Genomic DNA, 21,465 nt, shown 5'->3' with positions numbered 1-21,465 from the left:
GAAGCAGGAGTACGACGATGCCGGCACCGCAGGTAGGCGTGGGCGTCCTGATCTTGCGGGACGGCAAGGTGTTGCTGGGGCGCCGCAAGGGCAGTCATGGCGCTGGCTGCTGGTCGGCGCCCGGCGGCCATCTCGAGTTCGGCGAGGCGGTGGAGGACTGCGCCCTGCGCGAAGCCCTGGAAGAGACCGGCCTGGCGCTGAGCGAACTGCGCCACGGCCCGTTCAGCAATGACGTCTTCGAGGGGCGCCACTACCTCACCGCGTTCATCCTGGCCGGTTGCGCGGAGGATGCCGAGGCGCGCCTCATGGAGCCGGACAAGTGCGACGGCTGGGCCTGGTTCGATTGGGCCGATCTGCCGGAACCGCTGTTCGCGCCCCTGGCGAGCCTGCGCCGGCGGGGCTATTCGCCCTTCGACCCGAAGCGCTGAGCGACAGGCAAAAAAAAATCCCGACCGCGGGGGAGCTGGTCGGGAAATACCCTTGGGGTTCGCACACACCGTGAGCATAGGCCAGTCCGCAACGGCATCAAGAGGAGCCTGTTCGAACTGCTAGGCCCCTTTGGGGGCCGTTCCACTGTCGTCACTTCCGCTCGACGGCGAGCGAAGGGGCTGCCCGCTTGCGTTGCGGTATCCAGAACAGCATCAGCGGCAGCAGCGAGGCCCAGCCCAGCAGGACATCGCCGGCCAGGTGGATGTGTTCGCCGGGCATCAACAGTCCCTGCAGGAACATCAGGCCGAAGTGCGCGGCATTGGCCGCCACGGTGAAGTCGATAAACAGCCGGTGGCGGAAGGGCTGGCTGGCGGCGCGCCAGAGGAATGCGCCCCAGACCAGGTAGATCGTCGAGATCATCAGCTCATAGTGCTGTCCGCCGCCTTGCTGGTCGCCCCAGCGAACCAGGCGGAGCAGCAGGCGCCCGGCGTCGGAGTCGAGCAGCGACTGGTCGAGCCGCAGGAGCAGCGTGGCCAGGGCCAGGCCGAAGAACAGCAGGAAGCCGCCGGCCATCAGGCGAATGCTCAGGGTCAGCCAAGGCGTGGCGGAAACCGGGGAAGGGGAGGCAGTCATGCAGATCACCTGTAGGCCATGTCGATGGCGTTGCCTTCGGTCAGGTCGTCAAAATCCGCACGGCGGAAAGGGCGCTCTTCCCGGGTGATGGTGCGCACCCGTTCGATGTATTCGCGCATGGCGCGGCGGGTATTGCCCTGGGAGGCGGCGGAGAGGAAGCCGGCCTTTTCGCTGGCCATGCCCTCCGTCCAGTCGCGGGAAGCCGCCTGGTAGATCGAACGCTTGATCAGGCGCACCGCTTGCGGTGAGCGCCGGGACAGGCGTTGCGCCAGCGCGTCGGCGGCTTCCAGTAGCTCCTCCGCTGGCGCCAGCCCGTTGACCAGGCCCAGCGCAAGGGCCTGGCGCGGCTCCAGCAGTTGCCCTTCCAGGCACAGCTCCAGGGCCCTGGCTACGCCCAGGCTGCGCGCCAGCATCTGGGTGCCGCCGCCTCCCGGTATCAGGCCGATGAGTACTTCCGGCTGGCCGAGGAAGCGTTCCACCTGGTCGTCCTCGGCCATCAGGCGCAGGTCGCAGGCCAGCGCCAGCTCGCAGCCGCCACCCAGGGCCAGGCCGTTGATCGCGGCGATGAACACCTTGTCCATGCGGCGCATGTGCGCGGTGACCTCATGGAACAGGTTCATGTCGGCGACGCCTGCCAGCAGGGTGCGCCGCAGCAGCTTCCTCGCCCCAGGCAAGTGGCGCAGGAGGCTTTCGCTTTCCAGCAGCAGGCGTGTCAGCCAGGCCGGCATGGAAAAGGTGATGGGGGCGACGGCGCGCTCGATCTCGTCGACGTCGAAGTGGGTCAGGAAGACCCCGTCCGCCGCTCCGGAAAGGATGACGGCGCCGATGTCCTGGCGTTGCTCAAGGTCTTCCAGCAGGTCGGCCAGCTCCTGCATCACCGCCGTGGTGAGGAAGTTCGCCGGGGGATTGTCGAGCAGGACTTGCAGGACGCGTCCTCGTTGTTCTATGCGCAGGTGTCGCGGTGCTAGAGTCATTGCGGCTTCCTCATTGGATAACGAGCGTTATATAAAGATCATTATCCAATGTGACGACATCGTCTCCCCAACCAACGGATAGTCGGCATGCGCTACAAACCGGAACAGAAACAGGCCACCCGCGCCCTGCTGTTGAGCAAGGCCGCTCCGCTGGTGAAGCGCCAGGGCTTCGCCAGCACCGGCCTGGACACCTTGATGAAGGCGGCTGGTCTTACCACCGGGGCGTTCTACTCGCAATTCTCCAGCAAGGCGGAGTTGCTCGAAGCGATCCTGCAGCGCGAGCTGAGCGCCCAGCACGATGCCTTTCCGCTGGACAGCCTGGAGCAACTGGCCGGCGCCACCCGTCTCTACCTCAGTCGCGGTCATGCGCAGCATGCCGACATGGGCTGCCCGATTCCGGCGCTGGCCGCCGAGGTGGGCCGGGCAGGGCCCGAGGTGCGGGAAACCTTCGAACGCGCCCTGGAACAGCGGCAACGGCGGCTGGCCGAACTGATGGGCGACGAGAACCGGGCCTGGGTGCTCACCTGCTTGTCGGTCGGCGCGGTGCTTCTCGCGCGTGCCCAGGCGAGCGAGGTGGCGCGCGACAAGGTCCTGGATGCGGCGCTGGAGCATGCGCTGGGCCTGCTTTCGGCGAGCGGAGCGGTTTCGCCGCAAGCGGACCGGGACTGATTGCACAACTGCAATGTTCGGCGTCTAGCGTCAGGCTTTCCCTCCGACAGGTAAGCCCATGAACGCCCATCATCTCGAACTCGCCAAGGCCCTGCTGGTGTTTGCCCTTGCCGTCGCCGGCCTGGTGGTCGGTCTCATGCCGATGGAGTTCTGAGCGACGCAGGTCCGACTTCGCGCTTTTCCCTCGTCTTCGAGTGGTCTCTGGCGTTGCACCGGTTTAGGATGCGCGGGTATTTCGGAGCCGCTTCGCTTGGCGTCGCCCGCCGCTGCGCTCCGAAACCGAGCATTGCTCGAACCAGAACGAGATCGAAGGTGCATCGCCACGAGCGGCGCACGGCCTGATGATAGATGGAGGCAACATGAGCGCGGCTCAGCCAGGCATTCTCACCCCGATTCCGGTGGTGGGTCGCTACCTGTTTTTCAGCATTTCCCAACCCGAGCAGGTGGCCGCGACCTTGGCCAGCCTGGCCGCGGCCACCGATGGTTACCAGCTGGTGGTGGGTATCGGCCATTCGCTGATGCTCAGCCTCGGCAAGACCGTCGAGGGCATGAAGGACTATCCGGTGCTCGCCGCGCCCGGCATCGACCTGCCGTCCACGCCCTCCGCGCTGTGGTGCTGGCTGCGCGGCGAGGATCGCGGCGAGGTGACGCTGCGCTCGCACGCGCTGGAACGGTCGCTGGCGCCGGCCTTCCAGCGGACCGGCGCGGTGGATGCGTTCCTCTACGGCGAGGACCGCGACCTGTCCGGCTACAAGGACGGCACCGAGAACCCCAAGGGCGATGCGGCGCTCGAGGCCGCGCTGGTCTCCGGGCGCGGTGCGGGCCTGGATGGCGGCAGTTTCGTTGCTGTCCAGCAGTGGCTGCATGACTTCGACCGGATGCAGGCGATCCCCGGCGAGGAGATGGACAACATCATCGGCCGCCGCAAGTCCGACGACGAAGAACTGGAAGACGCGCCGGCCTACGCCCACGTCAAGCGCACCGAGCAGGAAAGCTTCGAGCCCGCCGCGTTCCTCCTGCGGCGCGGCGCGCCCTGGTCCGACGAGCACCGCGCGGGGCTGTTGTTCGCCGCCTTCGGCCGCTCGTTCGAGGCCTTCGAGGTCCAATGGCTACGGATGATCGGCGTGGAAGACGGGGTGCTCGATGGCCTGTTCCGTTTCACCCGGCCGATCAGCGGCAGCTACTTCTGGTGTCCGCCCATGGCCGACGGCCGCCTCGACCTGTCCGCCCTCGGCCTCTGAGCCCGCCGCGGCAGCAGGCCAGGCCTGCTGCCGCGTCCTGCGCGGCGCTAGTGGGCGGTGGCCACGGCGGCCTCGTCGATCAGCGCCGCTACTTCCTTCGCTCGCGAGGCCAGTGACGCGTGGCTGGCATCGAGGGTGACGATCTTCCTCGGTGCGATCCGCGCGGCCATCCGCTCCTGGTTCTCCGGCGCAATCATGCGATCGGCGCTGGAAATCTGGTACCAGGAGGGCTTGCTCTTCCAGGCCGGGCTGCCGATGGCATCGCCGAAAGTGCTGGCCAGCGGAGCCTTCTGGGTGATGCTCATGACCAGCCCTTCGTCCGCAGCGAGATCCTGGCAGAAGCTTTCGTGGAACCTGTCCGCCTTCACCCAGAGATAGCCATCGCTGTCCGGCGCCAGGTTCGCTGCGGCCAGGGGCAAGTGCTCCTGGGTGATGCCACCGGGACTTTCGCCGCTGTCGGGGGCGAAGGCGGCGATATAGACCAGCCCGACCACATTCGGCTGGTTGCCGGCCTCGGTGATCACCGCGCCGCCATAGGAGTGTCCGACCAGCAGGACCGGCCCCTGTTGCTGCGCGATCATCTTGCGCGTCCGCTCGGCATCGTCCGCCAGCGAGGTCAACGGTAGTTCGACGGCATGCAGGTTGTCGTGGCCGAGGCGTTTCAGTTCGAGAATGACCTTGCTCCAGTGGGCGGCGCCGCCCCAGAAGCCGTGGACCAGGATGATCGCAGGCAGGTTGCTCATCGTGTTGCTCCCTTGTGGGTGAGGATCGCTGGCATGAGACATCGCCCGGCGAGCATACGAGGTCGCGATGGGCGGGCGATAGCGGGAGGCGAGGACGTTCGTCGAAAAGAACAACTCCTTGTTCCGGTAGGCGACGTGATATCGGCACGGCGGTATGTTGCAAGTCCGGACCCGACCGATCGGGTTGTCGCGACGGGCATGGAGGGGTGATCGGTCGGTCGGGTTCGCGTCTTTTCGGGGCACCCGAATCTGAAAAAATCTTGCTTCTCGCCATACCGGGGGAGCGGGGCGGGTAGATTTTCTTCCGAATCCTTCACTTTCTACCCGGTCATGGAAAAAGCTCTGAAATTGGCGTCATGCCTCTACGGCCTGCTGATCCTGCTCAGCCTGGCGATGGTCGCCTTCCTCAGCCAGTTTCCGTTTCTCCTCAGCTCGGGAGCGGAAAACCTCTCGATGTCGATCCTGCCGCTGCTGATCCCGCTGATGGTCGGGCTGGTCGTCTGCGAGGCGGTGCGGGCGGTGGTGCCGAAGAAGCGCTAGGCGCGGTGCCGGGATCAGCGGCCAAGAATGCGCTGGCGGCGCAGCCGGTACTGCTCGTAGGGAAGGCCCTGGCGGTTCAGCTCTTCCAGCTGGCGTTCGCTGGCGCTGCGGGAAAACGATTCCTCGACTATCGAGTCCGGCGTGACAGGCTGTGCGCAGGCGCTGACCAGCAGCACACCCAGGACCAGGGCAATGCGTGGCATGCGATCTCCATGGACTACGGCAGAAGGGAAAAAAAGGCCATTACCAAGCGGGGGGAGGGTTGGTAATGGCCTGTACAAGGGACATTTGCCAGGCCTTGGGGATCTGGCGAAAAAGACGATATCAAGGGGGAATTTGATTAGCCAGCTAACAAAGTGGAATGAAGTTTTGCGGCAGGCGTAACAATTCTGTCCGAATCGTCATTCTTGCGTCACCGCCGGGACAGAGCGGTTTCGGCAGACTGCGGGGGAGTCGCCGAAGGAGATTCGTCGTGGACGATACGCTCAGATTCGCCTCGCGCTTGTGCAAGTTCATCGTCGCCGCCAGCTTCCTGCTCGTGGCGGTCGCCAGCCTTTGCCTGTGGTGGACGGGCCAGGCCTACGAATACGCGGCGCTGGCATTCTTTCCGTTCGCCGTACCCATGCTGCTGCTGATCATGGTCTGCGACCTGCTGGCAGCGCTGAATGGCAGGCGTCGCTGAGCGCACGGGCTGCCTAGCGCTTTCAGCTAGGCGGATGTCGAACCCAGACAACCGGCGCCCCGCGCGTGGCCCTATGGTGAGGCATTCATCCACTGCCTTCCTGGAGCGACCATGTCAGATTTCATCACCGTACTGCGCGATACCTGTCCCGTACCCGTGCTGGACGCCACCAAGTGGAAGCGGATCGACGGCGATCCGCATACCGTCAACCTCAACGCATACGCCTCGGCGGACGGCAGCAAGCTGATGGGCACCTGGATCTGCACGCCGGGCAAGTGGGAGGTGAACTACGAACGCTGGGAGTTCTGCCACTTCCTCGACGGCTACTGCATCATCACCCCGGAAGGCGAGCAACCGGTGCACCTGAGGGCGGGCGACGTGTTCGTCATCGAGCCGGGCCTGCGTGGTACCTGGGAGGTGGTGGAGACGGTGCGCAAGTACTTCGTCTTCGCCTGACGGTATTGCCGCACGTCCGGGATGCCTGCCGGACGTCGCGCCTCAGTCCTGGTGGACGATGCGGCGGATGGTGCCGCCGCAGGACTGGTAGCAACTGCGGTACTCGTCCTGGCAGTCGTCGCCGAAATCGAAGTTGCGCTGCGGGTAGGGGCAGGACTTGCGCTTCTTCTTGTCGCTGTTCTGCATGCAGTAGTTGTAGGCCGTGCTCTGCGCCTGGTAGAGCGCCTCGTCCTGGCGCTGCTGCAGCTTGGCGAGGGTCTTGCACTGGCGCTTCTCGGCATTGCACTGGCTCACGCAGTGCAGGCCGGCATCGCTGGTCGGCGGAATGTAGGAGTAGCTGACGCTAGGGCCGCAACCGCCGAGCAGCAGGGCAAGACCGAGGAGGGGGAGCAGAAGGTGTTTCCGGAACGGCATTGTCGATATCGATAAGCAATGGCAAGCGAGAGCGAATGCTATCACTGGCTTTCCGAAGCTGTACGGCTCTACCCGATAAGGTTGAACTGGCGCACGAAACGCAAAAAAGAAAACCCCGGGACTGGCCCGGGGTTCTCGTCGCGCTCGCAGGTTCGATCAGAACACGCTGAACGGGTACTCGACGAAGGCACGGATTTCGTTGCCGTCGTCGTTGTACGAGCGAGCGTCGTTGGAGACACGCAGGAACGAGCTGCGCAGACGCAGGGTGAGGTCCTTGGCCGGACCGCTCTGCACCACGTACTGGACCTGGTTGAAGATCTCGCGCTCCTTGCCGTTGCTGGTCTCGGCGGTCTTGATGTTGTCGCCGCGCACGTAGGCTACGCGGTAGGTCAGGCCGGGCACGCCGTACTTGGCGAAGTCCAGGGCGTAGCTGACCTGCCAGGAACGCTCGTCCTCGGCGTTGAAGTCCGACCAGTAGGAGTTGGCCAGCCAGATGGTGGTGCCGCCGTCGCCGATGCCGCCGGCGTTCTGGTACCAGCCGTAGTTGTAGCCGGTGTCGCCGGTGTTGCGCTGGTGGGCGATCATGAAGGTGTGGGCGTCGATGGTGTAGGACGCCGCCAGGCTCCAGATCTTGTTGTCGCGGTTACCGTTGAAGTTCTGGTCGGCGAAGTCGCTGTCCAGTTTGGTGCGATAGCCGTTGAAGTCGAAGTTCAGCGACTGGTCGGCCTGCAGCGGGATGGTGTAGTTCAGGTTGATGTACTGCTTCTTCAGTACGTCCTCGACGTCGGAAGCGTACAGCGAGGCGTTGAAGTGATCGGTGAAGGCGTACTTGCCGCCGAACACGTTGATGCTCTTCAGGCCGCCGCTGTCGCGCCCTTCGGCGCTCTTGCGGGATTCCGCGGTGAAGCGACCGGCGTTCAGCTCCAGGCCCTCGATCTCCTTGGAGGTGATCAGGGTGCCGCTGTAGCTTTCCGGGAGCAGGCGCGAGTTGTCGTAGCTGAGCACCGGCAGGCTGGGCATCTGGTCGCCGTACTTGAGCACGGTGTTGGAGATGCGGAACTTCACCGCCGCGCCGCCCTTGGACAGATCGTCCGCCGCGGAGCCGCTGTCGCCCTGCTTGAAGAAGTCGATACCGGCGGCGCCGCTACGACCCTTGCCGCCGTCCAGGCGTACCGCGTACAAGCCGAACGCGTCGACACCGACGCCCACCGTCCCCTGGGTGAAGCCGGAGGTGAAGGTGGCAGTGGCGGCCTGGCCCCATTCGGCCTTGTCCTGCCGGCCATGTTTGTAGTCACGGCTGATGTAGCCATTGCGGAAGAACAGATCGAGGTGGCTGTCCTCGACAAACCCCTTTGCTGCTTCTTGGTCATTGGCCATCGCCTGGCTTGCAGTCGCGATGCCCAGTGCCAGCAGGCAAATCCTTTTCTTCAACATCTTATTGTTCCTGGTTGTTGGCTTGATGTGCGCTGAAATTGAAGGAAGCGCAAGGTTCGAAGTGCACGGGAGTCATTTGTCCCATTTACCGTGCGTGGCGGTTCTGGTTTCTTGTTTCTCCCGTTGGCGGCGCAACAATACCAGAACATTGTTCGATCCAAGAAAGCTTCGAGTCATTTGCTAATAACCAAAGTGCAAGGAAAGCCCCTTCCATAGGCTCTGAATCGGGCGTTGCCGGATCGCTTCGTCATGCGCCTGCAATATCAACCTTATCGATAAGTACCATGCCGCGAAGTCGCGGCAGTTCTCGCTTTGGGCGGTGATACCGTCGAATCGTGAACGGATCGACAAAGAGGGACGTGACATGAAGATTCTTATCGCTGTATTCGCCGCCCTGGCCCTGTCCGCCTGTGCCTCGCCTCCCGCTTCGAACGCCCCGGCGCTGGCCGCCAGCACCAGCAAGGCTCCCTACGATTACGCGATGTGCGTCTTGCCCAAGTGGCAACGCCAGGCGCCGGGCGTGGCGCTGCTGGAGGAAGGCCGCGGCTATCGCCTGGCGGACGCCGGTCAGTGGCTGGAGGTGCAGCCGGCGGGGGGGGGCAGCCTGGTGCGAATCCATGATCAGCAGCCCTGGGTCACCCGCGGGGCCATCATCGATGCGGCCAGGACCTGTTCCTGAGCCGCGAGGAAGAGGGAAGAGCTCCGGCCCCCCTAGCATGAAGTGTCCGGAGCTCTACGGCCGCAAACGGAGGATGGCCGCAGAACGATCATCTGCCTATGGCCGGCGCTGCGCTTGATCGAGATCAAGTACTGGAGGCCGGGGAGCCGGCGTGTGCGGCGATTCGCGTGACGGGTCTCGTTTTTTCTGTGAAGTGCATTGCATAACGCTTCAATCGGGACGGGTGGCCAGCATGCCAACCAGTTCCTGGGCGGCCTTGCGCAATGGCTGGTTTTTCAGCCAGATAGCGTGGACAGGCAGTTTCAGCTCGTTCTTGGTATTCCTGAAGTCCAGGCGTACCAGCCTTCCCGTTGCCAGCAGCGGCGCGACCCGGGACAACGGGAAATTGCCCCAGCCGATCCCCGCCTCGACCATTTCCAGCGCCGTGCCCAGGCTGTCGGTGCGCCAGCAGGCGCCGGCAATCAGCGGACGGGTGTCGGCCAACGGCAGGTCGCAACTGGCGACCAGGATCTGCCGCACGTTCACCAGCTCTTCCAGGTACAGCGCCTGCCCCGGCTTCTGCAGGGCGGGATGGCGCGGCGAGATGGTCGCGACCAGCGATTCCGCGCCGACATACTGGAAGCGCTCCTGCGGGTTCACGCTGATGCCGGCGAATCCGAAGCACAGGCTGATGCGGCCGCCATGGAGCAGGGCGAGGGCATCGTCCTGCGCCGCGCTGAGCACCTCGACATCGAGCAGCGGGTAGCGCTCGGAAAGGGTGCGGAGGGCGCCGAACAGCCGCCCGCTGTCGATGTCCGCAACCACGCCGAGCGACAGGCGGCTTTCCAATCCCTGGGAGAGTTCCAGCGCATGCACCTGCAACTGGGCGAGCTGCTCGGCGATCATCCGCGCTTGCGGTGCCAGGGCCCTGGCCAGCGCCGTAGGACGGGCTTCGCGGTGGGTTCGCTCGAAAAGGGCGAAACCCAGTTCCGCCTCCAGGTTGGCGATGCCCATGCTCACCGCCGAAGGCACTCGACCCAAGGCACGGGCGGCGCCGGAAAAGGAGCCGCGGTCGAGGACGGCGAGGAACAGCTCGATGGTATCGCTGGAAAAGTTCATGGCAATTCTCCTATCAGCAGATCTGAAAGCTGCTGACTTTTTCTGTCAAGAAAATTGATCCAACCTTGCCCGCCTTTCCGCTATCACGCCCGAGAGGTCCACGTGCAAGGCATCAAGCGCAAATTGGTCTACGTGACCGCCTACGAATTGATCGGGATGAGTATCTCGACCCTGGGGCTGGCCCTGCTCGCCGGTTCCACGCCCACTACCACCGGCCCCCTGGCGGTGGTGATCACCACCGTCGCGGTGACCTGGAACTTCATCTACAACTGCCTGTTCGAGTTCTGGGAGCGGCGCCAGGCCGTGCGCGGACGCAGCATTGCGCGGCGGGTGGCGCACGCCATCGGCTTCCAGCTGACCCTGGTGGTCTACCTGATCCCGCTGATCGCCTGGTGGATGGGGATTTCCCTGCTGGAGGCGTTCTGGCTGGACCTGGCGCTGATCGTCCTGATCCCGTGCTACACCTTCCTCTTCAACTGGGCCTTCGATCGCCTGTTCGGCCTCCCGACTTCCGCGTTGCCGGCCGGCGAGGCGGCCTCCGTCTGAGGATTTTTTTTCTTCAGCGCCATTCGCGCTCGCCTTGGCCGGGGCAAATCGCCTACCTTAGACGGACGTGCGCTGTGGTGCCGGTTCAGGGAGGAAGTACGACCGCAAGCCATGAAGGTCTGCCCCGGCGAGGATGGGGTGCGGCATTTCGATGAACGGATTGGGGTCACTATGCGGATTTTGGGGATGCTACTGGGGACCGTCTTGCTGGCGGGTTGTTCGACATCGACGCCCTCGCTCGACGAGACGGACCAGGTACCGAAGGAGCGTTTGTACAACTACCAGTTCCGTGACGACGGCGACGCCTTCCTGGTGGTTTCCCGGGACCGCGAGTTTCTCGGCAGCGTCTGCAATACCCGCTTGATCATCGATAGCCGCCTGGCCGCCGAGATCCAGGCCGGCGAGAGCGCGCGTTTCCGTCTTCCGGCGGGGCTGCGGGTGGTATCCGTGCAGGGCGATGGGATCTGCCGCGGCGAGGCGCCCAAGCAGGTGGTGCATGTGCAGAACGGGCAGACCACGCATTACCGGATCACCGTGGACTCCGGCCTGAACATCGGCCTGGTGCCGGGCTGACGCCGGCGCAACGAAAAAAGCCGCCCGTGGGCGGCTTTTTCATGCGCGGCGTTTATTCGCTGACCGCTTTCTCGACCTTTTCGGACGCCGACCAGATCCGATAGCGGACCTCCACGTCCTTCGGCGCATAGACCACGATCGGCAGCTTGCTGTTGTAGCGCAGCAGGAAGCCTTCGCCGACCACCGGGATGAAGCGCTGCTCCTTCTTCTGGCCGGGGCAGGCCATCATCGTGCTCATCGGCCCGCTGACCTTGTCCAGGCGGTAGTAGGAGTAGCCCCAGCCTTCCAGGGTGTGTTCTTCCAGCTCGCCGCCCAGGCGCTGCTGGTTGCAGTCGGCCTCGAGGGTCTTGCCGGCGATGATCTCGACCTTGAATGCGTCTTCCGCGTCCTGTTTCGGCAGGTGGATGACCTGGCGGGTGAAGCCGGCATCTGCCTTCGGGTAGGGAACCTTTTCATCCAGTTTGGCGGCCATGGCGGTGCTGGAAAGAGCGGCAACGCCGGCGGCGATCAGTAGTGCTTTCATGTCCTTGAGGTTCTCCTTACGTGGTAACGCGAGCAGGGTAAGACACCGAGGCACGGGTGAAAAGTTCAGTGGGGGACGTAACGGAATGTTCCATGTCCTGGGCCAGCCGGTCGGGGCACGGCCGAATCGCGGGCAAAAAAAAGACCATCTGCGGGGGGAGGGCGATGGTCTTCAAAGGAGCGTCGGGGACTTGGGGTTCTCCCGACGCCGCTACGATCTCACGCCGCTCCGCTGGGGAAAAATGCTTTGGGCTGATAGTGGCTATCGATGCCGGTGACTTGAAATTCCCCGCCAACTCATAGCAAGTTCCGCACGATAGAGCCGTCAGCGCATCAGTTTGCGTTTTTTCAGCGGGTCAGTTGCAAGGCCAGTTCATCGACCTGTTCGGCCCAGTCGGAGTCCTCGGCCAGGGCCTCGCGCAGGAAGCTGGCCTGGGCAGGGTTCCAGAATGGCGCATCGGGCAGCGCCGTGCCCTCCTCGAGGTGGTGCCGGGCGAGAAAGGCGACGATGTCGTCTCGCCCAGCGGGGAGCCCCAACTGGCGGAACAGGTTGGAAAAGGTGTGCGGGCTGGTGTCCATGACGGTTCCTCCTGGATTCGCTGTTTTTCCACTATAGCCGGCGGGACGGCAGGGCCGCCGTGGGAGCCGGGGGTGGGTAATTTTGTCGCAGATGAAAAAGACTGTTGTGCGCGGCGTGCTTCATGGCGAAGGGGCGGGCGCTTATTGTTAGCAAGCTAATGATAACCGGAGTCAGCCTATGTCCAGAATCGAAGTCGCCGTGCTGGTGGGGACGTCCGTTCCCGAATCGCTGCGCAGCAAGGGATTGCTGGCCTGTTGGATCCTGATGGTGGACGGCGCCATGTGGGCCGGCCCCTTCACCAGCCGTGACGAGGCGGAAGCCTTGAAGGGAACCTGGGAACTGAGTTGGCCGCTGGAGGCGGCGATCTCCGCCTGAGCCAAGGCCCTTGCCTTGCCGAAAAGCCCGCCGAGCGCGGGCTTTCTGTTGCCTGCGGAAACGCCCTAGCGGCGGCCCACCAGCAGGCCGAGGAGGAAGCCGGCGCCGGCCGAGACGGCGATGGTCTGCCAGGGATGGTCCTCGACGTATTCCTCGGTCGCTTCGGCGGCCGCCTGGCTGCGTTGCACCACGCCGCGGCGGGTGCGCTCGATGGCGTCGCGACCACGATGCAGCACGGAATTGATCTGTTCACGCAGGTTCGCGCCCTCCTTGCCGGCCAGGCTGCCGGTGCCGCTCATCAACTGGTCCACCTCGGCGATCAGGTCCTGCAGTTCGGCCATGGCCTGGTCCTGGATAGCCTGCTTGGCGCGAGCGGAGCGGGTTTTCAGAGTCATGTCGGTCTCCTTGACGAGGATGGTTACCTAGGTATGGAGTCGCCCGCTTCGCTGAAAGTTGCACGGCATGGCCTGCGTCGGGGGTTTCCGTAGCATGCGGGAGAGCCGTTTCAGGATGCCCCGGCCTCGCCGCGCAGGTAGCGGTCGAGGTCGATCGCTTCGCCGCTCTTGAGTTTCAGGCGTCGGCGCAGGTCGTCGAACATAGCGTCGTACTCGCGGCGCTGGCGCACGATCGGTCCCTGCCGCAAGCGCAGGCCGTGGCGTCGGGCCAGGCGACTGGCACGGCTGGCGAAATGCACGGCGGCGTCGCGTGGCAGTTCGAAGCTTTCGCTGAAAGGCTGGCCGTCGATCCGGCCCTCCATGTCGAAGTGTACGGCCACCGGGCGGGCCTCGGCCTCCAGGACCCGGTAGCGCAGGTGGATATCGAATGTCTGGCGGTCGACTTCGCTGGCCGAGGCGAGATGCAGATGGCCGGGAATGAACATGGCCTGCCTCCTTTTCGGATAACCGGGGAAATGCCCTTGCCTGCCAGGGTATGCTTCGCCGGCCTCGGGACGGCTGTCCCAGGTCAGTTTTTTCCGGATTGGAGTGGGGATGCGAATGGCGCTGGGAGCGTTCGGGTGTTGACTGACTGGGCCGCGTACGCCGGGCTGTTCCTCTCGGCGTTCGGTTCGGCGACCCTGCTGCCGTTGCAGTCGGAAACCGTGCTGGCCGCCTTGCTGCTGCGCGGCGGCCAGTCGGTCGCGTGGCTGCTGGCGCTGGCCATCGTCGGCAATGTGCTGGGTTCCTGGGTCAACTGGTGGCTGGGTCGCTACCTCGAGCATTTCCGCGGTCGCCGCTGGTTTCCCGTGGGCGAGGTGCAGTTGCTCAGGGCGCAGCGACACTATCGCCGCTACGGCCGCTGGACCCTGCTGCTCAGTTGGGTGCCGGTCATCGGCGATCCGCTGACGCTGGTGGCCGGCATCATGCGTGAGCCCTGCTGGAGTTTCCTGCTGATCGTCGGCCTGGCCAAGACGCTCCGCTACCTGGTCTTGGCTGCGCTGGTGCTGGGCTGGGCCGGCTGAGCGCTTCGTCGGCGAGCGTAGAACTATTTTTCGCGGGGCAATGTCCATTGCTGCGAGGTGTAACTGCCGCCTCATCGCCCCCGGGGCCTTTAGTTGCCGCTGTGGTCCCGGGGGCTTCTCTTTTCCTGCCTGTTTCCGGCGATGCGAGGTGCGCAATGTCGAGGGTGGTTGCGGGATCGCTGGTCTGCCTGCTGCTCGGTTCGGCGCCGGCCTGGGCTTCCACGGCCGAGGCGTGGCAGGCGCACGACGCCATGGTGCGTGCCGCCTGCCTGAAAGCCAGCGGCTTGCGCCAGGTACGCGCGGTGGGGCAGGTACTGCCCTTCGACGATGAGGTGGGCTATTCGGCGCTGCTCCTGCAGGGCCGGTATCCGCAGCCGCACATGCAGGGCCGCCAGGGCCGCGAGCTGTGTCTGTACCGGCGCGCCACCGGCAAGGCCAGCGTCAGCGAGGCCGACGCCCTGCTCAAGCCTTGAGTTCGGGGTCGTCGTTGTCCGGAAGTTCGCGCTCGCCAGGGTCCTTGCCGTCTTCCGAATGGTGTTCGATCACCGCGTTCAGCTCGGCGCCGAACAGCACCACTGCCGCCGACAGGTAGAAGTACAGCAGGAGGATGATGATCGCCCCGATGCTGCCATACATGGCGTTGTAGTTGGCGAAGTTCTTCACGTAGAAGCCATAGGCGAGGGACGCGGCGATCCAGGCGATCACCGAGAGCACCGAGCCTGGAGTGATGAAGCGGAAACGCTGCTCGACATCCGGCACCAGATAGTAGAACAGCGCCACCGCGAGCATCAGCAGGAACACCGCAAGAGGCCAGCGCAGCCAGGTCCAGAGCGTCACCAGGTACTGTTCCAGACCGACCAGGCCGGCGATCCAGGCGATCACCTGCGGCCCGGTGACCATCAGGCCGGCCGCCACCAGCAACAACAGGGCGATGCCGAGGGTGTAGAGGATCGACAGGGAGAAGCGCTTCCATACCGGGCGGCTCTCCTTCACGTCGTAGGCGGCGTTGAGCGCGATCATCATCGAGCGGATGCCCGCCGAGGAGGTCCACAGCGCCACCGCGATACCGATCGACAGCAGGCCGCCTTTCTGCTGCTGCAACTGGTCGATCACCGGGTTGACCTGATCCATCGCCTCGGGCGGCAGCAGCAACGCCGCCTGCTCGCGCAGCCAGGCGAAGAACTCCGGCAGGTGCAGGTAGCCTACGAGGGTGATCAGCACCAGCAGGAACGGAAATAGCGAGAACAGCATCTGATAGGCGAGGGCCGAGGCGTAGGTCGGCATGTCGTCCTCGAGGAACTCGTTCACTGTGCGCTTGACCAGGCCGAACAGGCCTATTTCCCGATAAGCCGTACGGAACATTCCATCTCCTTGCTGTGTGCGTGCCGATGACGATCGACCACCGATGGCCGCTTGCCGCCAGGCATTTTCCGTTGGGTGAAATTCGTCGCGTCCTTTCTGGGACGCCACGGCGGGCGAATTGGTTCGTCGCCGGCGTCATCATTCGGTCGCATCCGTTAGCCAGACTGCGCCTGCCCGCCGCGCGGCGGGCCTCCGTCCAACTTCTCAGAAATGGAGCGCACCATGTCTGTCGACCTGAAGAAAATCGCCGCTGCCTTTCCCGAGTTCCAGTTGTCCAGCAAGAGCCGCCACGACGGCGCGCTGTTGTTGCAGTTGCAGGCCGCCGACGGCCGCTACGTGGCTCGCACCATACCCTCGCCGCAGCTCAGCGCGCCGCCGGAGACCGAGTGGCTGATCCGCAGCATCCGCCGGGAACTGGCCGTGCCGGGCATGGAAATGGCGATGGCGGCACGCTGAGTTTTTTCGCCGCGGGAACCGATGATGCGATAATTCCGCCTTTCCACACAGCTGACGGGAAGGCAATGAAGCGCGAGAAGGTTCGGGACAGGCAGGCGGCAGGGAAGATCTCGGCGACCCACATCATCGCCAATCCCACCCTGGCCAGGGAATGGATCGTGTTCTTCAAGAAGGACGGCGGGCGCAGCTATTTCCTGGTCGACGAGAGCGACGAGGTGATGTCGTTCCGCCGGCTCGACGACGCGGTCAAGGAGCTGCGCGGGCTGGGCATCAAGTTCGCGGAGATCCATCTCTAGGAGCGGCGTCGCGCGGTCGCCACTGGCCAGCCTTGCGCGCCCGCGCTTCTTCCTCGGCGAACCGGTACTGGCCGCGCGCCTCGGCCGTCTGGCCGCTGTCCGGCGCGTCGCGCCAGCTGGCCAGGCCAATGGTCAGCAGGGCCAGCCCGGCATCCAGGGTATGTCCGCAGGTGGGGCAGTCGGCCGGGGTGACCCAGGCCGCGCCGAGGATGCGGAAGCGCGCGTCGCGGCCTTGCTCGCGGATGGTCGCCGATTTGCCGAGCAGCATGTCTTCCAGGGCTTCCCGGGCGCGCCGACGCCAGGGCTCGGCGGCCGGTAGCTCGACGGCATTGAGCTGGATGCGCAGCGCCTTGTTCGCGCCGGGCAGGCGGCAGCCCAGGCTGGCGTCGTCATGTATCGCCACCACCGTGCAGTCGAAGCGGCGCTCCCCGGCGTCGGCGGCGAACGCCAGGGCGGCGCAGAGCGGCAACAGGGCGAGGGTGCGGAAGATCATGGGCTACTCCGGCGGAGGTCAGCGTCGACGCGAGGATAGGTTGCTGCAGGTTGCCAGGTCCACCGGGCCGACATAGGGATTGCCCCAGCCCATCACGCAGCCGACCATGTGGTTGCGCTGGCGCTCCCAGGTCTGTGGCGGGTACTGCTTGTGCCAGGCGTTGTAGAGCTGGCGATCCTGCTTCGACAGGCGCAGGCCGTAGCGGTCGCTCATGTAGAAGTAGGTGCGGGCGATCATCCCGCGAATCTGCGGGCGTGGCATCGCCTTGCGCGCCTTGAAGTCCACCACCATCGGGCAGGCGCCGTATTGCTGGGGTTTCTGCGGCAGCCAGCCGAAGCCGAAGTTGCTGCGGTCGCCGTTGACCTCGCCGATGCTCGGCACCAGGTTGTGCAGGTCGGCCTCGGCGCGCTGGTAGGTGCTGTCGTGCCTCGCGCAGTTGCTCCGCCCGCCGTTCTGCCAGCAGCGCCGCTGGTGACCGATCACCCAGGCCGGGACGATGTGTTCCCACTCGATGCGCCGCGCGCGGTTGGCGTTCTTCCTCGGCTTGTAGCCGCAACTGGCGAGGTCGACACGATTTCCCGAGTAGCGACAGCCGCAGTAGAACTCCACGGATTGCCGGGCGTAGAGCTTCCAGCCGATTTTCTTCGCTTCGGAGAACGTGCGCGGGGCGTTGGCCTGGCCGGCGCTGGCGAGGAGGAGGGCGAAAAGGCCTACAAACAAACGGGAAAGCATGCGGCAACTTCCAAAAAAATCCGCATGTTACTGATTTTGCAGGAGATGCCAATCGTGGCCAGTCCATGGCCAGGCGAGGGGCGGACCTTCCCGTTTGCGCCGCGTCCATGCGATGGTTAGTATGCGTTCCGTATATGTTTTGTAGTCGAGGTGTAGTGTGGGCCTGGTGAAGATTTCCGAGCAATTGCACGAAGAGGCGCGCATCGCCTGCAAGGCCATGTCGCGCTCGATCAATGCCCAGGCCGAGCACTGGATGCGCATCGGCATGCTGATCGAAGCCAATCCCGGCCTGACCTATGCGCAGGTGCTACGCCAATTGATGGACGAAGCGCGCGAAAGCGACCGCCGCGAGCAGGGCGCGGCGAGGATCTCGGGATGATCAAGAGCGCGGAGGAAATCCAGCGCATGAGCGTGGCCGGCGCGCTCACCGCGAAAGTCCTCGAAGCCCTCGACGAGGTGGTGCGGCCAGGCATCAGCACGGCAGAGATCGACCGCTTCTGCGAGCGCTACATCGTCGACACCCTCGCGGCGATTCCCGGCAGCAAGGGGCAGTACGGCTATCCGTTCACGGTGAACACCTCGGTCAACGAGGTGGTCTGCCATGGCTGGCCGTCGGCGCAGCAGATCCTCCGCGACGGCGATATCGTCAACGTCGACGTCACGGTGATCAAGGACGGCTATTTCGGCGACAGCAGCAAGATGTACCGGGTCGGCGCCATCGACCGCCAGGCGCAGAAGCTGCTCGACGTCACCCGCGAATGCCTGTACCGGGCGATCCGCGTGGTGCGCCCGGACGCCACCCTCGGCGATATCGGGCATGCCATCCAGAGTCACGCCGAAGCCAACGGTTATTCGGTGGTCCGCGAATACTGCGGGCATGGCATCGGCCGCAAGATGCACGAGGCGCCGCAGGTCCTGCACTTCGGTCGCGCTGGCGCGGGTGCGCGGCTGAAGGCCGGGATGACCTTCACCATCGAACCGATGATCAACCAGGGCGGCCACGCGGTGAAGCTGCACAAGGACGGCTGGACCGTGACCACTCGCGACCGCCGCCTGTCGGCCCAGTACGAGCACACCGTGCTGGTCACCGAGCGGGGTTGCCGGGTCCTGACCCTGCGCGACGAGGAGCGCGAGGCGCTGGCCGACCTGGCTGGCTGATCGACGCCCGGCCTGGTTACACTGCGACGACTTTTCCGAAGGGAGGCTGGCGGGTGTCCGGCAGGCGTTTTGGCGAGTTCGAACTGCGCGCCACTTGGTTGCGCGAGGACAGCGGCTATCTGGCCGAGATCGAGATAACCAGCATCGACGACGGACGCACCGAATGGCTGGTGCTGCCGGGCCAGCCGCCGTGCGAGAGTCCGGCGGCCGCGCTGTCGCTGGCGGAAGCGGCGCTGTACCGGGTGCGCGGCTTCGATGCGCGGGGCCGGCCGCTGTTTTCCGACTGAGCCTGCTGGCAAATCGCATGATGCATTTCGCACGATCTTGCAGTTTGCACGGACCGCTTCGCTGAGTCTTTTCGTAAGTTATTGATTTTGAATGGTTTTAATTTTCCATGTGGCTGGCATGAAAGCTGCCGCCTTTCCCCGTGTTGCGGCTGCGCTGAAGTTCGCGGTCGGTTTTCATGCAAGAGGGGATAAACGATCATGGAAAAGTCCATCAAGATGCTGTTCGATGCCTTCCAGGCCACCTTTGCCGTATCCACCCAGATGCGTCCGGACGGCGGCGCCCTGCTGACCCTGCGCAACGGCGAAGAGATCGTGACCCGTCGCGTGGTGTCCGCCGCCCAGTTGGCCGACGAGAAGCGCATGTACTGGTTCATCAACGCCGTGCGCCGTGACCTGGCCCTGGAGGCGGGGAGCCTGCCGGTGGATGTGGTCGGCACCCTGCGTCGTCTGCAGGAGCGCGGCCTGCCGAGCTACATGGCGGGCTGAACGGTTCGTCCGGAATCCTGGCGGAGACCTCCGGCAGGGCGGGCGAGAGTGCTAGAGTGAAGCTTCGAGGGGGCTGGGCGAGGATCGACCGGCCCCCGCTCGTGTCGGAAGGGAAGGCCAGGGCTGGCCTGCCCGTTCGGCGCTTCGGCAGGCTGGCGCAGAACGATGCAAGGTCGTTCGGGTCAGCATCAGGGATGAAATGACTGACAGGAGTCGGGATGCTGCGTTACGTCGTGGGTTTTCTCGCGTTCACCGTGCTGGCGGCCTATCTGTTGCTGGGGGTTTCCCAGCACGCCTTCCTGCCGTGACCGGTCGGCATGGCGGCTTCAGCTGCGCTGCGGAAGAGGCTGTGGCGGCCGTGCGGGATGCCGGTTTTCGGCTTGCCGTGCCTTGCGTTGCAGGCGTGCGCGCCGACGCGGCACGCGCAGGAAGGCCCACAGGGTGACGCCGGCGAGGCCCAGCCAGGCGACGATCAGCAATGTGACGAAGGATTCGGGAGTCATGGTTCGTCCTCCTCTTACCCAAGGATAGACCCTGCGGGAAGGGGAATTACTGCAATCGGTCTTCGACCATGGTCTGAAACGCGGTCATTCGGGGCCGGCACCGACCAGGGCCAGGCAGCCGGTCAGGCTGGTCAGCAGGGGCAGGGCGAGCAGGAAAGCCAGCCAGATGGCCTCCATGCGCAACAGCGTGGCGCCGAGGAACAGCGCGACCAGGAGGATGGTCATGAGCAGGGCGGTCCAGCCGAAGTACATGGCGAAGTTGTCGATGCCCAGGCCGATGCCCCAGCCCAGCAGCAGGGCCCATACCCCGGCCAGTGCCAGGCCGAGGGCCAGCATGCTCGCCAGGGTCCGGGCGGACGGGGCATGCAGCGGGTGGTTGCGGAATAGCTCGTAGAAGATCGGCGTATTCATCGGCGTCACCTCCGCAGGGGAACTTCCAGCCTAGTCCAGCGGGCGAGACGGCCCTAGACCTATTTGTCATTACGGGGCGTGACCTCAGGCCGTTAACATCCATCTTTTCCAGGCGATGCCGTGCATCGGGCTGCGGGCCCGGTCACCGTTCGTCGCGCTGAGTCGAAAAAGAAACCGAAAGGGTTGCGTGCATGAGTGGCGAACTCGCCTCGTTCGAGGTGGATGGGTATCAACTGGTCTATCAGGACCTGGGTGAGGGCACGCCGGTGCTACTGGTCCACGGTTCGCTGTGCGACTACCGCTACTGGCAATGGCAGTTGCGCAGCCTCGGCAAGCACCACCGGCTGATCGTGCCGAGCCTGCGTCACTACTACCCCGAGCGCTGGGACGGGCAGGGTGCGGACTTCACCAGCGCCCGCCACGTCGCCGACCTGCTGGCGCTGGTCGAGCGGCTCGGCGAGCCGGTACACCTGCTCGGCCATTCCCGTGGCGGCAACCTGGCGTTGCGCCTGGCGCTGGCCGCTCCGGACGCCCTGCGTTCGCTGAGCCTGGCCGATCCCGGCGGCGACTATGCCGCCGAGGTCTACGCCCACGCCGGCCTGCCTGCGCCCGAGGAACCATTGGAACGCAACCAGTTCCGGCGCCAGGCGCTCGAATTGATCCGTGGCGGCGAGGCGGAACGGGGACTGGAACTGTTCGTCGATACGGTGAGCGGCGCCGGGGTATGGAAACGCTCGTCGGCGACGTTCCGCCGAATGACGCTGGACAACGCCATGACCCTGGTCGGGCAGGTGGCCGACCAGCCGCCGGCGCTGGCGCTGTCGGAACTGCGCTCGATCGACCTGCCGAGCCTGATCCTCAATGGCGAACGCAGCCCGCTGCCATTCCCGGCCACCGCCGAGGCGCTGGCGGCGGCCCTGCCGCGCGCCGAGCTGCAACGCATCCAGGGCGCGTCCCATGGCCTCAATGCCACCCGTCCGGCGGCTTTCAACCGGTCGGTGCTGGAGTTCCTGGCGCGCGTCGATGGCGTTGCGCCGGACGTGGAAACGTCCTGAAGCGAGGCCGGGCGAACTGACCGCTCGTCAGCTCGCCGCGGATGCTTTACCATGGGCGCTTCGCGCCGGATCAGCTCCGGCGTTTTTCGTCAGTATCCATTCCCAGTGATCTCCGTCCGCGCGCTTCGGCGCAGGGGTGCCGCAAGGCGCCTGCCACTGTGAGGCAGGCCGGCCCGGCG

At 65.0% G+C, this 21,465-nt stretch carries 35 protein-coding genes; 19 read left to right on the top strand and 16 right to left on the bottom strand.

The window, feature by feature from the left end; genetic code table 11:
• The first annotated feature begins 17 nt into the window (after positions 1 to 17).
• Positions 18 to 428 carry a nucleotide triphosphate diphosphatase NUDT15 gene (locus HMPREF1224_RS15795; protein ID WP_003099138.1) on the top strand — a complete coding sequence of 137 codons (411 nt, stop codon included), beginning with the start codon at positions 18 to 20 and terminating at the stop codon, positions 426 to 428.
• Positions 429 to 579: 151 nt separating this feature from the next.
• Here HMPREF1224_RS15795 and HMPREF1224_RS15790 read toward each other — a convergent pair whose 3' ends face one another.
• Both HMPREF1224_RS15790 and HMPREF1224_RS15785 read right to left on the bottom strand, forming a co-directional pair.
• Positions 580 to 1,062, bottom strand: a complete 483-nt coding sequence (locus HMPREF1224_RS15790) for a DUF6632 domain-containing protein (protein ID WP_003114422.1) — start codon at positions 1,060 to 1,062, stop codon at positions 580 to 582.
• 5 nt (positions 1,063 to 1,067) lie between these two features.
• Positions 1,068 to 2,036: an enoyl-CoA hydratase/isomerase family protein gene (locus HMPREF1224_RS15785; RefSeq protein WP_003114421.1), complete on the bottom strand. Its 969-nt coding sequence runs from the start codon at positions 2,034 to 2,036 to the stop codon at positions 1,068 to 1,070.
• 87 nt (positions 2,037 to 2,123) lie between these two features.
• On the opposite strand from HMPREF1224_RS15785, the gene HMPREF1224_RS15780 reads away from it, so the two are divergent.
• Complete coding sequence (locus tag HMPREF1224_RS15780; RefSeq protein ID WP_003090825.1) at positions 2,124 to 2,705, top strand: TetR/AcrR family transcriptional regulator; 582 nt, start codon at positions 2,124 to 2,126, stop codon at positions 2,703 to 2,705.
• Positions 2,706 to 3,046: 341 nt separating this feature from the next.
• Positions 3,047 to 3,946, top strand: a complete 900-nt coding sequence (locus HMPREF1224_RS15775) for a Dyp-type peroxidase (RefSeq protein WP_003119903.1) — start codon at positions 3,047 to 3,049, stop codon at positions 3,944 to 3,946.
• Between the two features lie 47 nt (positions 3,947 to 3,993).
• On the opposite strand, the gene HMPREF1224_RS15770 is transcribed toward HMPREF1224_RS15775, so the two are convergent.
• Positions 3,994 to 4,689 carry an alpha/beta hydrolase gene (locus tag HMPREF1224_RS15770; RefSeq protein ID WP_003119904.1) on the bottom strand — a complete coding sequence of 232 codons (696 nt, stop codon included), beginning with the start codon at positions 4,687 to 4,689 and terminating at the stop codon, positions 3,994 to 3,996.
• Positions 4,690 to 5,037: 348 nt separating this feature from the next.
• On the opposite strand from HMPREF1224_RS15770, the gene HMPREF1224_RS15765 reads away from it, so the two are divergent.
• Positions 5,038 to 5,229 (top strand): hypothetical protein, encoded by a 192-nt coding sequence (locus HMPREF1224_RS15765; RefSeq protein WP_003099127.1) that lies wholly within the window; start codon positions 5,038 to 5,040, stop codon positions 5,227 to 5,229.
• 14 nt (positions 5,230 to 5,243) lie between these two features.
• On the opposite strand, the gene HMPREF1224_RS15760 is transcribed toward HMPREF1224_RS15765, so the two are convergent.
• Positions 5,244 to 5,432 (bottom strand): hypothetical protein, encoded by a 189-nt coding sequence (locus tag HMPREF1224_RS15760; RefSeq protein ID WP_003090821.1) that lies wholly within the window; start codon positions 5,430 to 5,432, stop codon positions 5,244 to 5,246.
• A 269-nt stretch (positions 5,433 to 5,701) separates the two neighbouring features.
• Between HMPREF1224_RS15760 and HMPREF1224_RS15755 the strand changes: the two genes are divergently transcribed.
• Together HMPREF1224_RS15755 and HMPREF1224_RS15750 are read left to right on the top strand one after the other, a co-directional pair.
• Positions 5,702 to 5,911: a hypothetical protein gene (locus HMPREF1224_RS15755; protein WP_003090820.1), complete on the top strand. Its 210-nt coding sequence runs from the start codon at positions 5,702 to 5,704 to the stop codon at positions 5,909 to 5,911.
• Between the two features lie 111 nt (positions 5,912 to 6,022).
• Complete coding sequence (locus tag HMPREF1224_RS15750) at positions 6,023 to 6,367, top strand: cupin domain-containing protein (RefSeq protein ID WP_003090818.1); 345 nt, start codon at positions 6,023 to 6,025, stop codon at positions 6,365 to 6,367.
• A gap of 42 nt (positions 6,368 to 6,409) precedes the next feature.
• Here the strand turns inward: HMPREF1224_RS15750 and HMPREF1224_RS15745 are convergent, their stop codons facing one another.
• Positions 6,410 to 6,781, bottom strand: coding sequence for a hypothetical protein (locus HMPREF1224_RS15745; RefSeq protein ID WP_003160518.1), 372 nt, complete (start codon positions 6,779 to 6,781; stop codon positions 6,410 to 6,412).
• A 156-nt stretch (positions 6,782 to 6,937) separates the two neighbouring features.
• Complete coding sequence (locus HMPREF1224_RS15740) at positions 6,938 to 8,215, bottom strand: OprD family porin (protein WP_003099122.1); 1,278 nt, start codon at positions 8,213 to 8,215, stop codon at positions 6,938 to 6,940.
• Positions 8,216 to 8,579: 364 nt separating this feature from the next.
• On the opposite strand from HMPREF1224_RS15740, the gene HMPREF1224_RS15735 reads away from it, so the two are divergent.
• A complete protein-coding gene (locus HMPREF1224_RS15735) occupies positions 8,580 to 8,894 on the top strand; it encodes a hypothetical protein (protein ID WP_010793112.1) in 315 nt (104 codons plus the stop codon).
• Between the two features lie 210 nt (positions 8,895 to 9,104).
• Here HMPREF1224_RS15735 and HMPREF1224_RS15730 read toward each other — a convergent pair whose 3' ends face one another.
• Positions 9,105 to 9,992: a LysR family transcriptional regulator gene (locus HMPREF1224_RS15730; RefSeq protein WP_003099119.1), complete on the bottom strand. Its 888-nt coding sequence runs from the start codon at positions 9,990 to 9,992 to the stop codon at positions 9,105 to 9,107.
• Between the two features lie 102 nt (positions 9,993 to 10,094).
• Between HMPREF1224_RS15730 and HMPREF1224_RS15725 the strand changes: the two genes are divergently transcribed.
• Together HMPREF1224_RS15725 and HMPREF1224_RS15720 are read left to right on the top strand one after the other, a co-directional pair.
• Positions 10,095 to 10,538, top strand: coding sequence for a PACE efflux transporter (locus tag HMPREF1224_RS15725; RefSeq protein WP_003090812.1), 444 nt, complete (start codon positions 10,095 to 10,097; stop codon positions 10,536 to 10,538).
• Positions 10,539 to 10,724: 186 nt separating this feature from the next.
• Complete coding sequence (locus HMPREF1224_RS15720) at positions 10,725 to 11,111, top strand: hypothetical protein (protein ID WP_003114417.1); 387 nt, start codon at positions 10,725 to 10,727, stop codon at positions 11,109 to 11,111.
• 52 nt (positions 11,112 to 11,163) lie between these two features.
• Here the strand turns inward: HMPREF1224_RS15720 and eco are convergent, their stop codons facing one another.
• Positions 11,164 to 11,634: a serine protease inhibitor ecotin gene (gene eco / locus HMPREF1224_RS15715; protein WP_003090808.1), complete on the bottom strand. Its 471-nt coding sequence runs from the start codon at positions 11,632 to 11,634 to the stop codon at positions 11,164 to 11,166.
• A 347-nt stretch (positions 11,635 to 11,981) separates the two neighbouring features.
• Positions 11,982 to 12,212 (bottom strand): DUF2789 domain-containing protein, encoded by a 231-nt coding sequence (locus HMPREF1224_RS15710; RefSeq protein ID WP_003090806.1) that lies wholly within the window; start codon positions 12,210 to 12,212, stop codon positions 11,982 to 11,984.
• Positions 12,213 to 12,390: 178 nt separating this feature from the next.
• On the opposite strand from HMPREF1224_RS15710, the gene HMPREF1224_RS15705 reads away from it, so the two are divergent.
• Complete coding sequence (locus tag HMPREF1224_RS15705) at positions 12,391 to 12,588, top strand: hypothetical protein (protein WP_003090804.1); 198 nt, start codon at positions 12,391 to 12,393, stop codon at positions 12,586 to 12,588.
• 65 nt (positions 12,589 to 12,653) lie between these two features.
• Here HMPREF1224_RS15705 and HMPREF1224_RS15700 read toward each other — a convergent pair whose 3' ends face one another.
• On the bottom strand, positions 12,654 to 12,983 hold the full coding sequence (locus HMPREF1224_RS15700; protein ID WP_003090802.1) for an ElaB/YgaM/YqjD family protein: 330 nt from the start codon (positions 12,981 to 12,983) through the stop codon (positions 12,654 to 12,656).
• Between the two features lie 110 nt (positions 12,984 to 13,093).
• Positions 13,094 to 13,468 (bottom strand): DUF5064 family protein, encoded by a 375-nt coding sequence (locus HMPREF1224_RS15695; protein ID WP_010793111.1) that lies wholly within the window; start codon positions 13,466 to 13,468, stop codon positions 13,094 to 13,096.
• Between the two features lie 135 nt (positions 13,469 to 13,603).
• Between HMPREF1224_RS15695 and HMPREF1224_RS15690 the strand changes: the two genes are divergently transcribed.
• Together HMPREF1224_RS15690 and HMPREF1224_RS15685 are read left to right on the top strand one after the other, a co-directional pair.
• Positions 13,604 to 14,047 carry a YqaA family protein gene (locus HMPREF1224_RS15690; protein WP_003114414.1) on the top strand — a complete coding sequence of 148 codons (444 nt, stop codon included), beginning with the start codon at positions 13,604 to 13,606 and terminating at the stop codon, positions 14,045 to 14,047.
• A gap of 155 nt (positions 14,048 to 14,202) precedes the next feature.
• Positions 14,203 to 14,520, top strand: a complete 318-nt coding sequence (locus HMPREF1224_RS15685; RefSeq protein ID WP_003108875.1) for a hypothetical protein — start codon at positions 14,203 to 14,205, stop codon at positions 14,518 to 14,520.
• Here the strand turns inward: HMPREF1224_RS15685 and HMPREF1224_RS15680 are convergent.
• Complete coding sequence (locus HMPREF1224_RS15680) at positions 14,510 to 15,409, bottom strand: YihY/virulence factor BrkB family protein (RefSeq protein ID WP_003090797.1); 900 nt, start codon at positions 15,407 to 15,409, stop codon at positions 14,510 to 14,512. The two genes, HMPREF1224_RS15685 and HMPREF1224_RS15680, sit on opposite strands and share 11 nt — an antisense overlap.
• 222 nt (positions 15,410 to 15,631) lie before the next feature.
• On the opposite strand from HMPREF1224_RS15680, the gene HMPREF1224_RS15675 reads away from it, so the two are divergent.
• The gene (locus HMPREF1224_RS15675; RefSeq protein WP_003090796.1) at positions 15,632 to 15,865 is read left to right on the top strand and encodes a DUF3509 domain-containing protein; all 234 of its coding nucleotides are present in this window, start codon (positions 15,632 to 15,634) and stop codon (positions 15,863 to 15,865) included.
• A 65-nt stretch (positions 15,866 to 15,930) separates the two neighbouring features.
• Positions 15,931 to 16,161 carry a hypothetical protein gene (locus HMPREF1224_RS15670; protein ID WP_003090795.1) on the top strand — a complete coding sequence of 77 codons (231 nt, stop codon included), beginning with the start codon at positions 15,931 to 15,933 and terminating at the stop codon, positions 16,159 to 16,161.
• Here the strand turns inward: HMPREF1224_RS15670 and HMPREF1224_RS15665 are convergent.
• Entirely contained in the window at positions 16,136 to 16,654 is a 519-nt protein-coding gene (locus HMPREF1224_RS15665) for a thermonuclease family protein (RefSeq protein ID WP_003114413.1), read from the bottom strand. The genes HMPREF1224_RS15670 and HMPREF1224_RS15665 overlap by 26 nt on opposite strands.
• 18 nt (positions 16,655 to 16,672) lie before the next feature.
• Positions 16,673 to 17,386 carry an endonuclease gene (locus HMPREF1224_RS15660; RefSeq protein ID WP_003099106.1) on the bottom strand — a complete coding sequence of 238 codons (714 nt, stop codon included), beginning with the start codon at positions 17,384 to 17,386 and terminating at the stop codon, positions 16,673 to 16,675.
• A 157-nt stretch (positions 17,387 to 17,543) separates the two neighbouring features.
• On the opposite strand from HMPREF1224_RS15660, the gene HMPREF1224_RS15655 reads away from it, so the two are divergent.
• The 4 genes from HMPREF1224_RS15655 to HMPREF1224_RS15640 all read left to right on the top strand — a co-directional run bounded on the left by HMPREF1224_RS15655 (position 17,544) and on the right by HMPREF1224_RS15640 (position 19,317).
• Entirely contained in the window at positions 17,544 to 17,765 is a 222-nt protein-coding gene (locus HMPREF1224_RS15655) for a ParD-like family protein (protein ID WP_003114412.1), read from the top strand.
• Positions 17,762 to 18,544 (top strand): type I methionyl aminopeptidase, encoded by a 783-nt coding sequence (gene map / locus HMPREF1224_RS15650; RefSeq protein ID WP_003114411.1) that lies wholly within the window; start codon positions 17,762 to 17,764, stop codon positions 18,542 to 18,544. Before HMPREF1224_RS15655 ends, map begins: the two co-directional genes overlap by 4 nt.
• Positions 18,545 to 18,597: 53 nt before the next feature.
• Positions 18,598 to 18,831, top strand: coding sequence for a hypothetical protein (locus tag HMPREF1224_RS15645; RefSeq protein ID WP_003090686.1), 234 nt, complete (start codon positions 18,598 to 18,600; stop codon positions 18,829 to 18,831).
• Between the two features lie 198 nt (positions 18,832 to 19,029).
• Entirely contained in the window at positions 19,030 to 19,317 is a 288-nt protein-coding gene (locus HMPREF1224_RS15640; protein WP_003090684.1) for a DUF3509 domain-containing protein, read from the top strand.
• A gap of 326 nt (positions 19,318 to 19,643) precedes the next feature.
• On the opposite strand, the gene HMPREF1224_RS15635 is transcribed toward HMPREF1224_RS15640, so the two are convergent.
• Positions 19,644 to 19,820, bottom strand: a complete 177-nt coding sequence (locus tag HMPREF1224_RS15635) for a hypothetical protein (protein ID WP_003099098.1) — start codon at positions 19,818 to 19,820, stop codon at positions 19,644 to 19,646.
• A gap of 84 nt (positions 19,821 to 19,904) precedes the next feature.
• Entirely contained in the window at positions 19,905 to 20,231 is a 327-nt protein-coding gene (locus tag HMPREF1224_RS15630; RefSeq protein ID WP_003090681.1) for a hypothetical protein, read from the bottom strand.
• A gap of 191 nt (positions 20,232 to 20,422) precedes the next feature.
• Here HMPREF1224_RS15630 and HMPREF1224_RS15625 point away from each other — a divergent pair, with 191 nt between their 5' ends.
• The gene (locus HMPREF1224_RS15625; protein ID WP_003099092.1) at positions 20,423 to 21,286 is read left to right on the top strand and encodes an alpha/beta fold hydrolase; all 864 of its coding nucleotides are present in this window, start codon (positions 20,423 to 20,425) and stop codon (positions 21,284 to 21,286) included.
• Positions 21,287 to 21,465 lie beyond the last annotated feature (179 nt).

The sequence above is a fragment of the Pseudomonas sp. P179 genome (assembly GCF_000478485.2).
Lineage (GTDB): Bacteria > Pseudomonadota > Gammaproteobacteria > Pseudomonadales > Pseudomonadaceae > Pseudomonas > Pseudomonas aeruginosa.
Note: the sequence above shows the minus strand (reverse complement) of the source record. Positions and strands in the feature narration are given on the sequence as shown.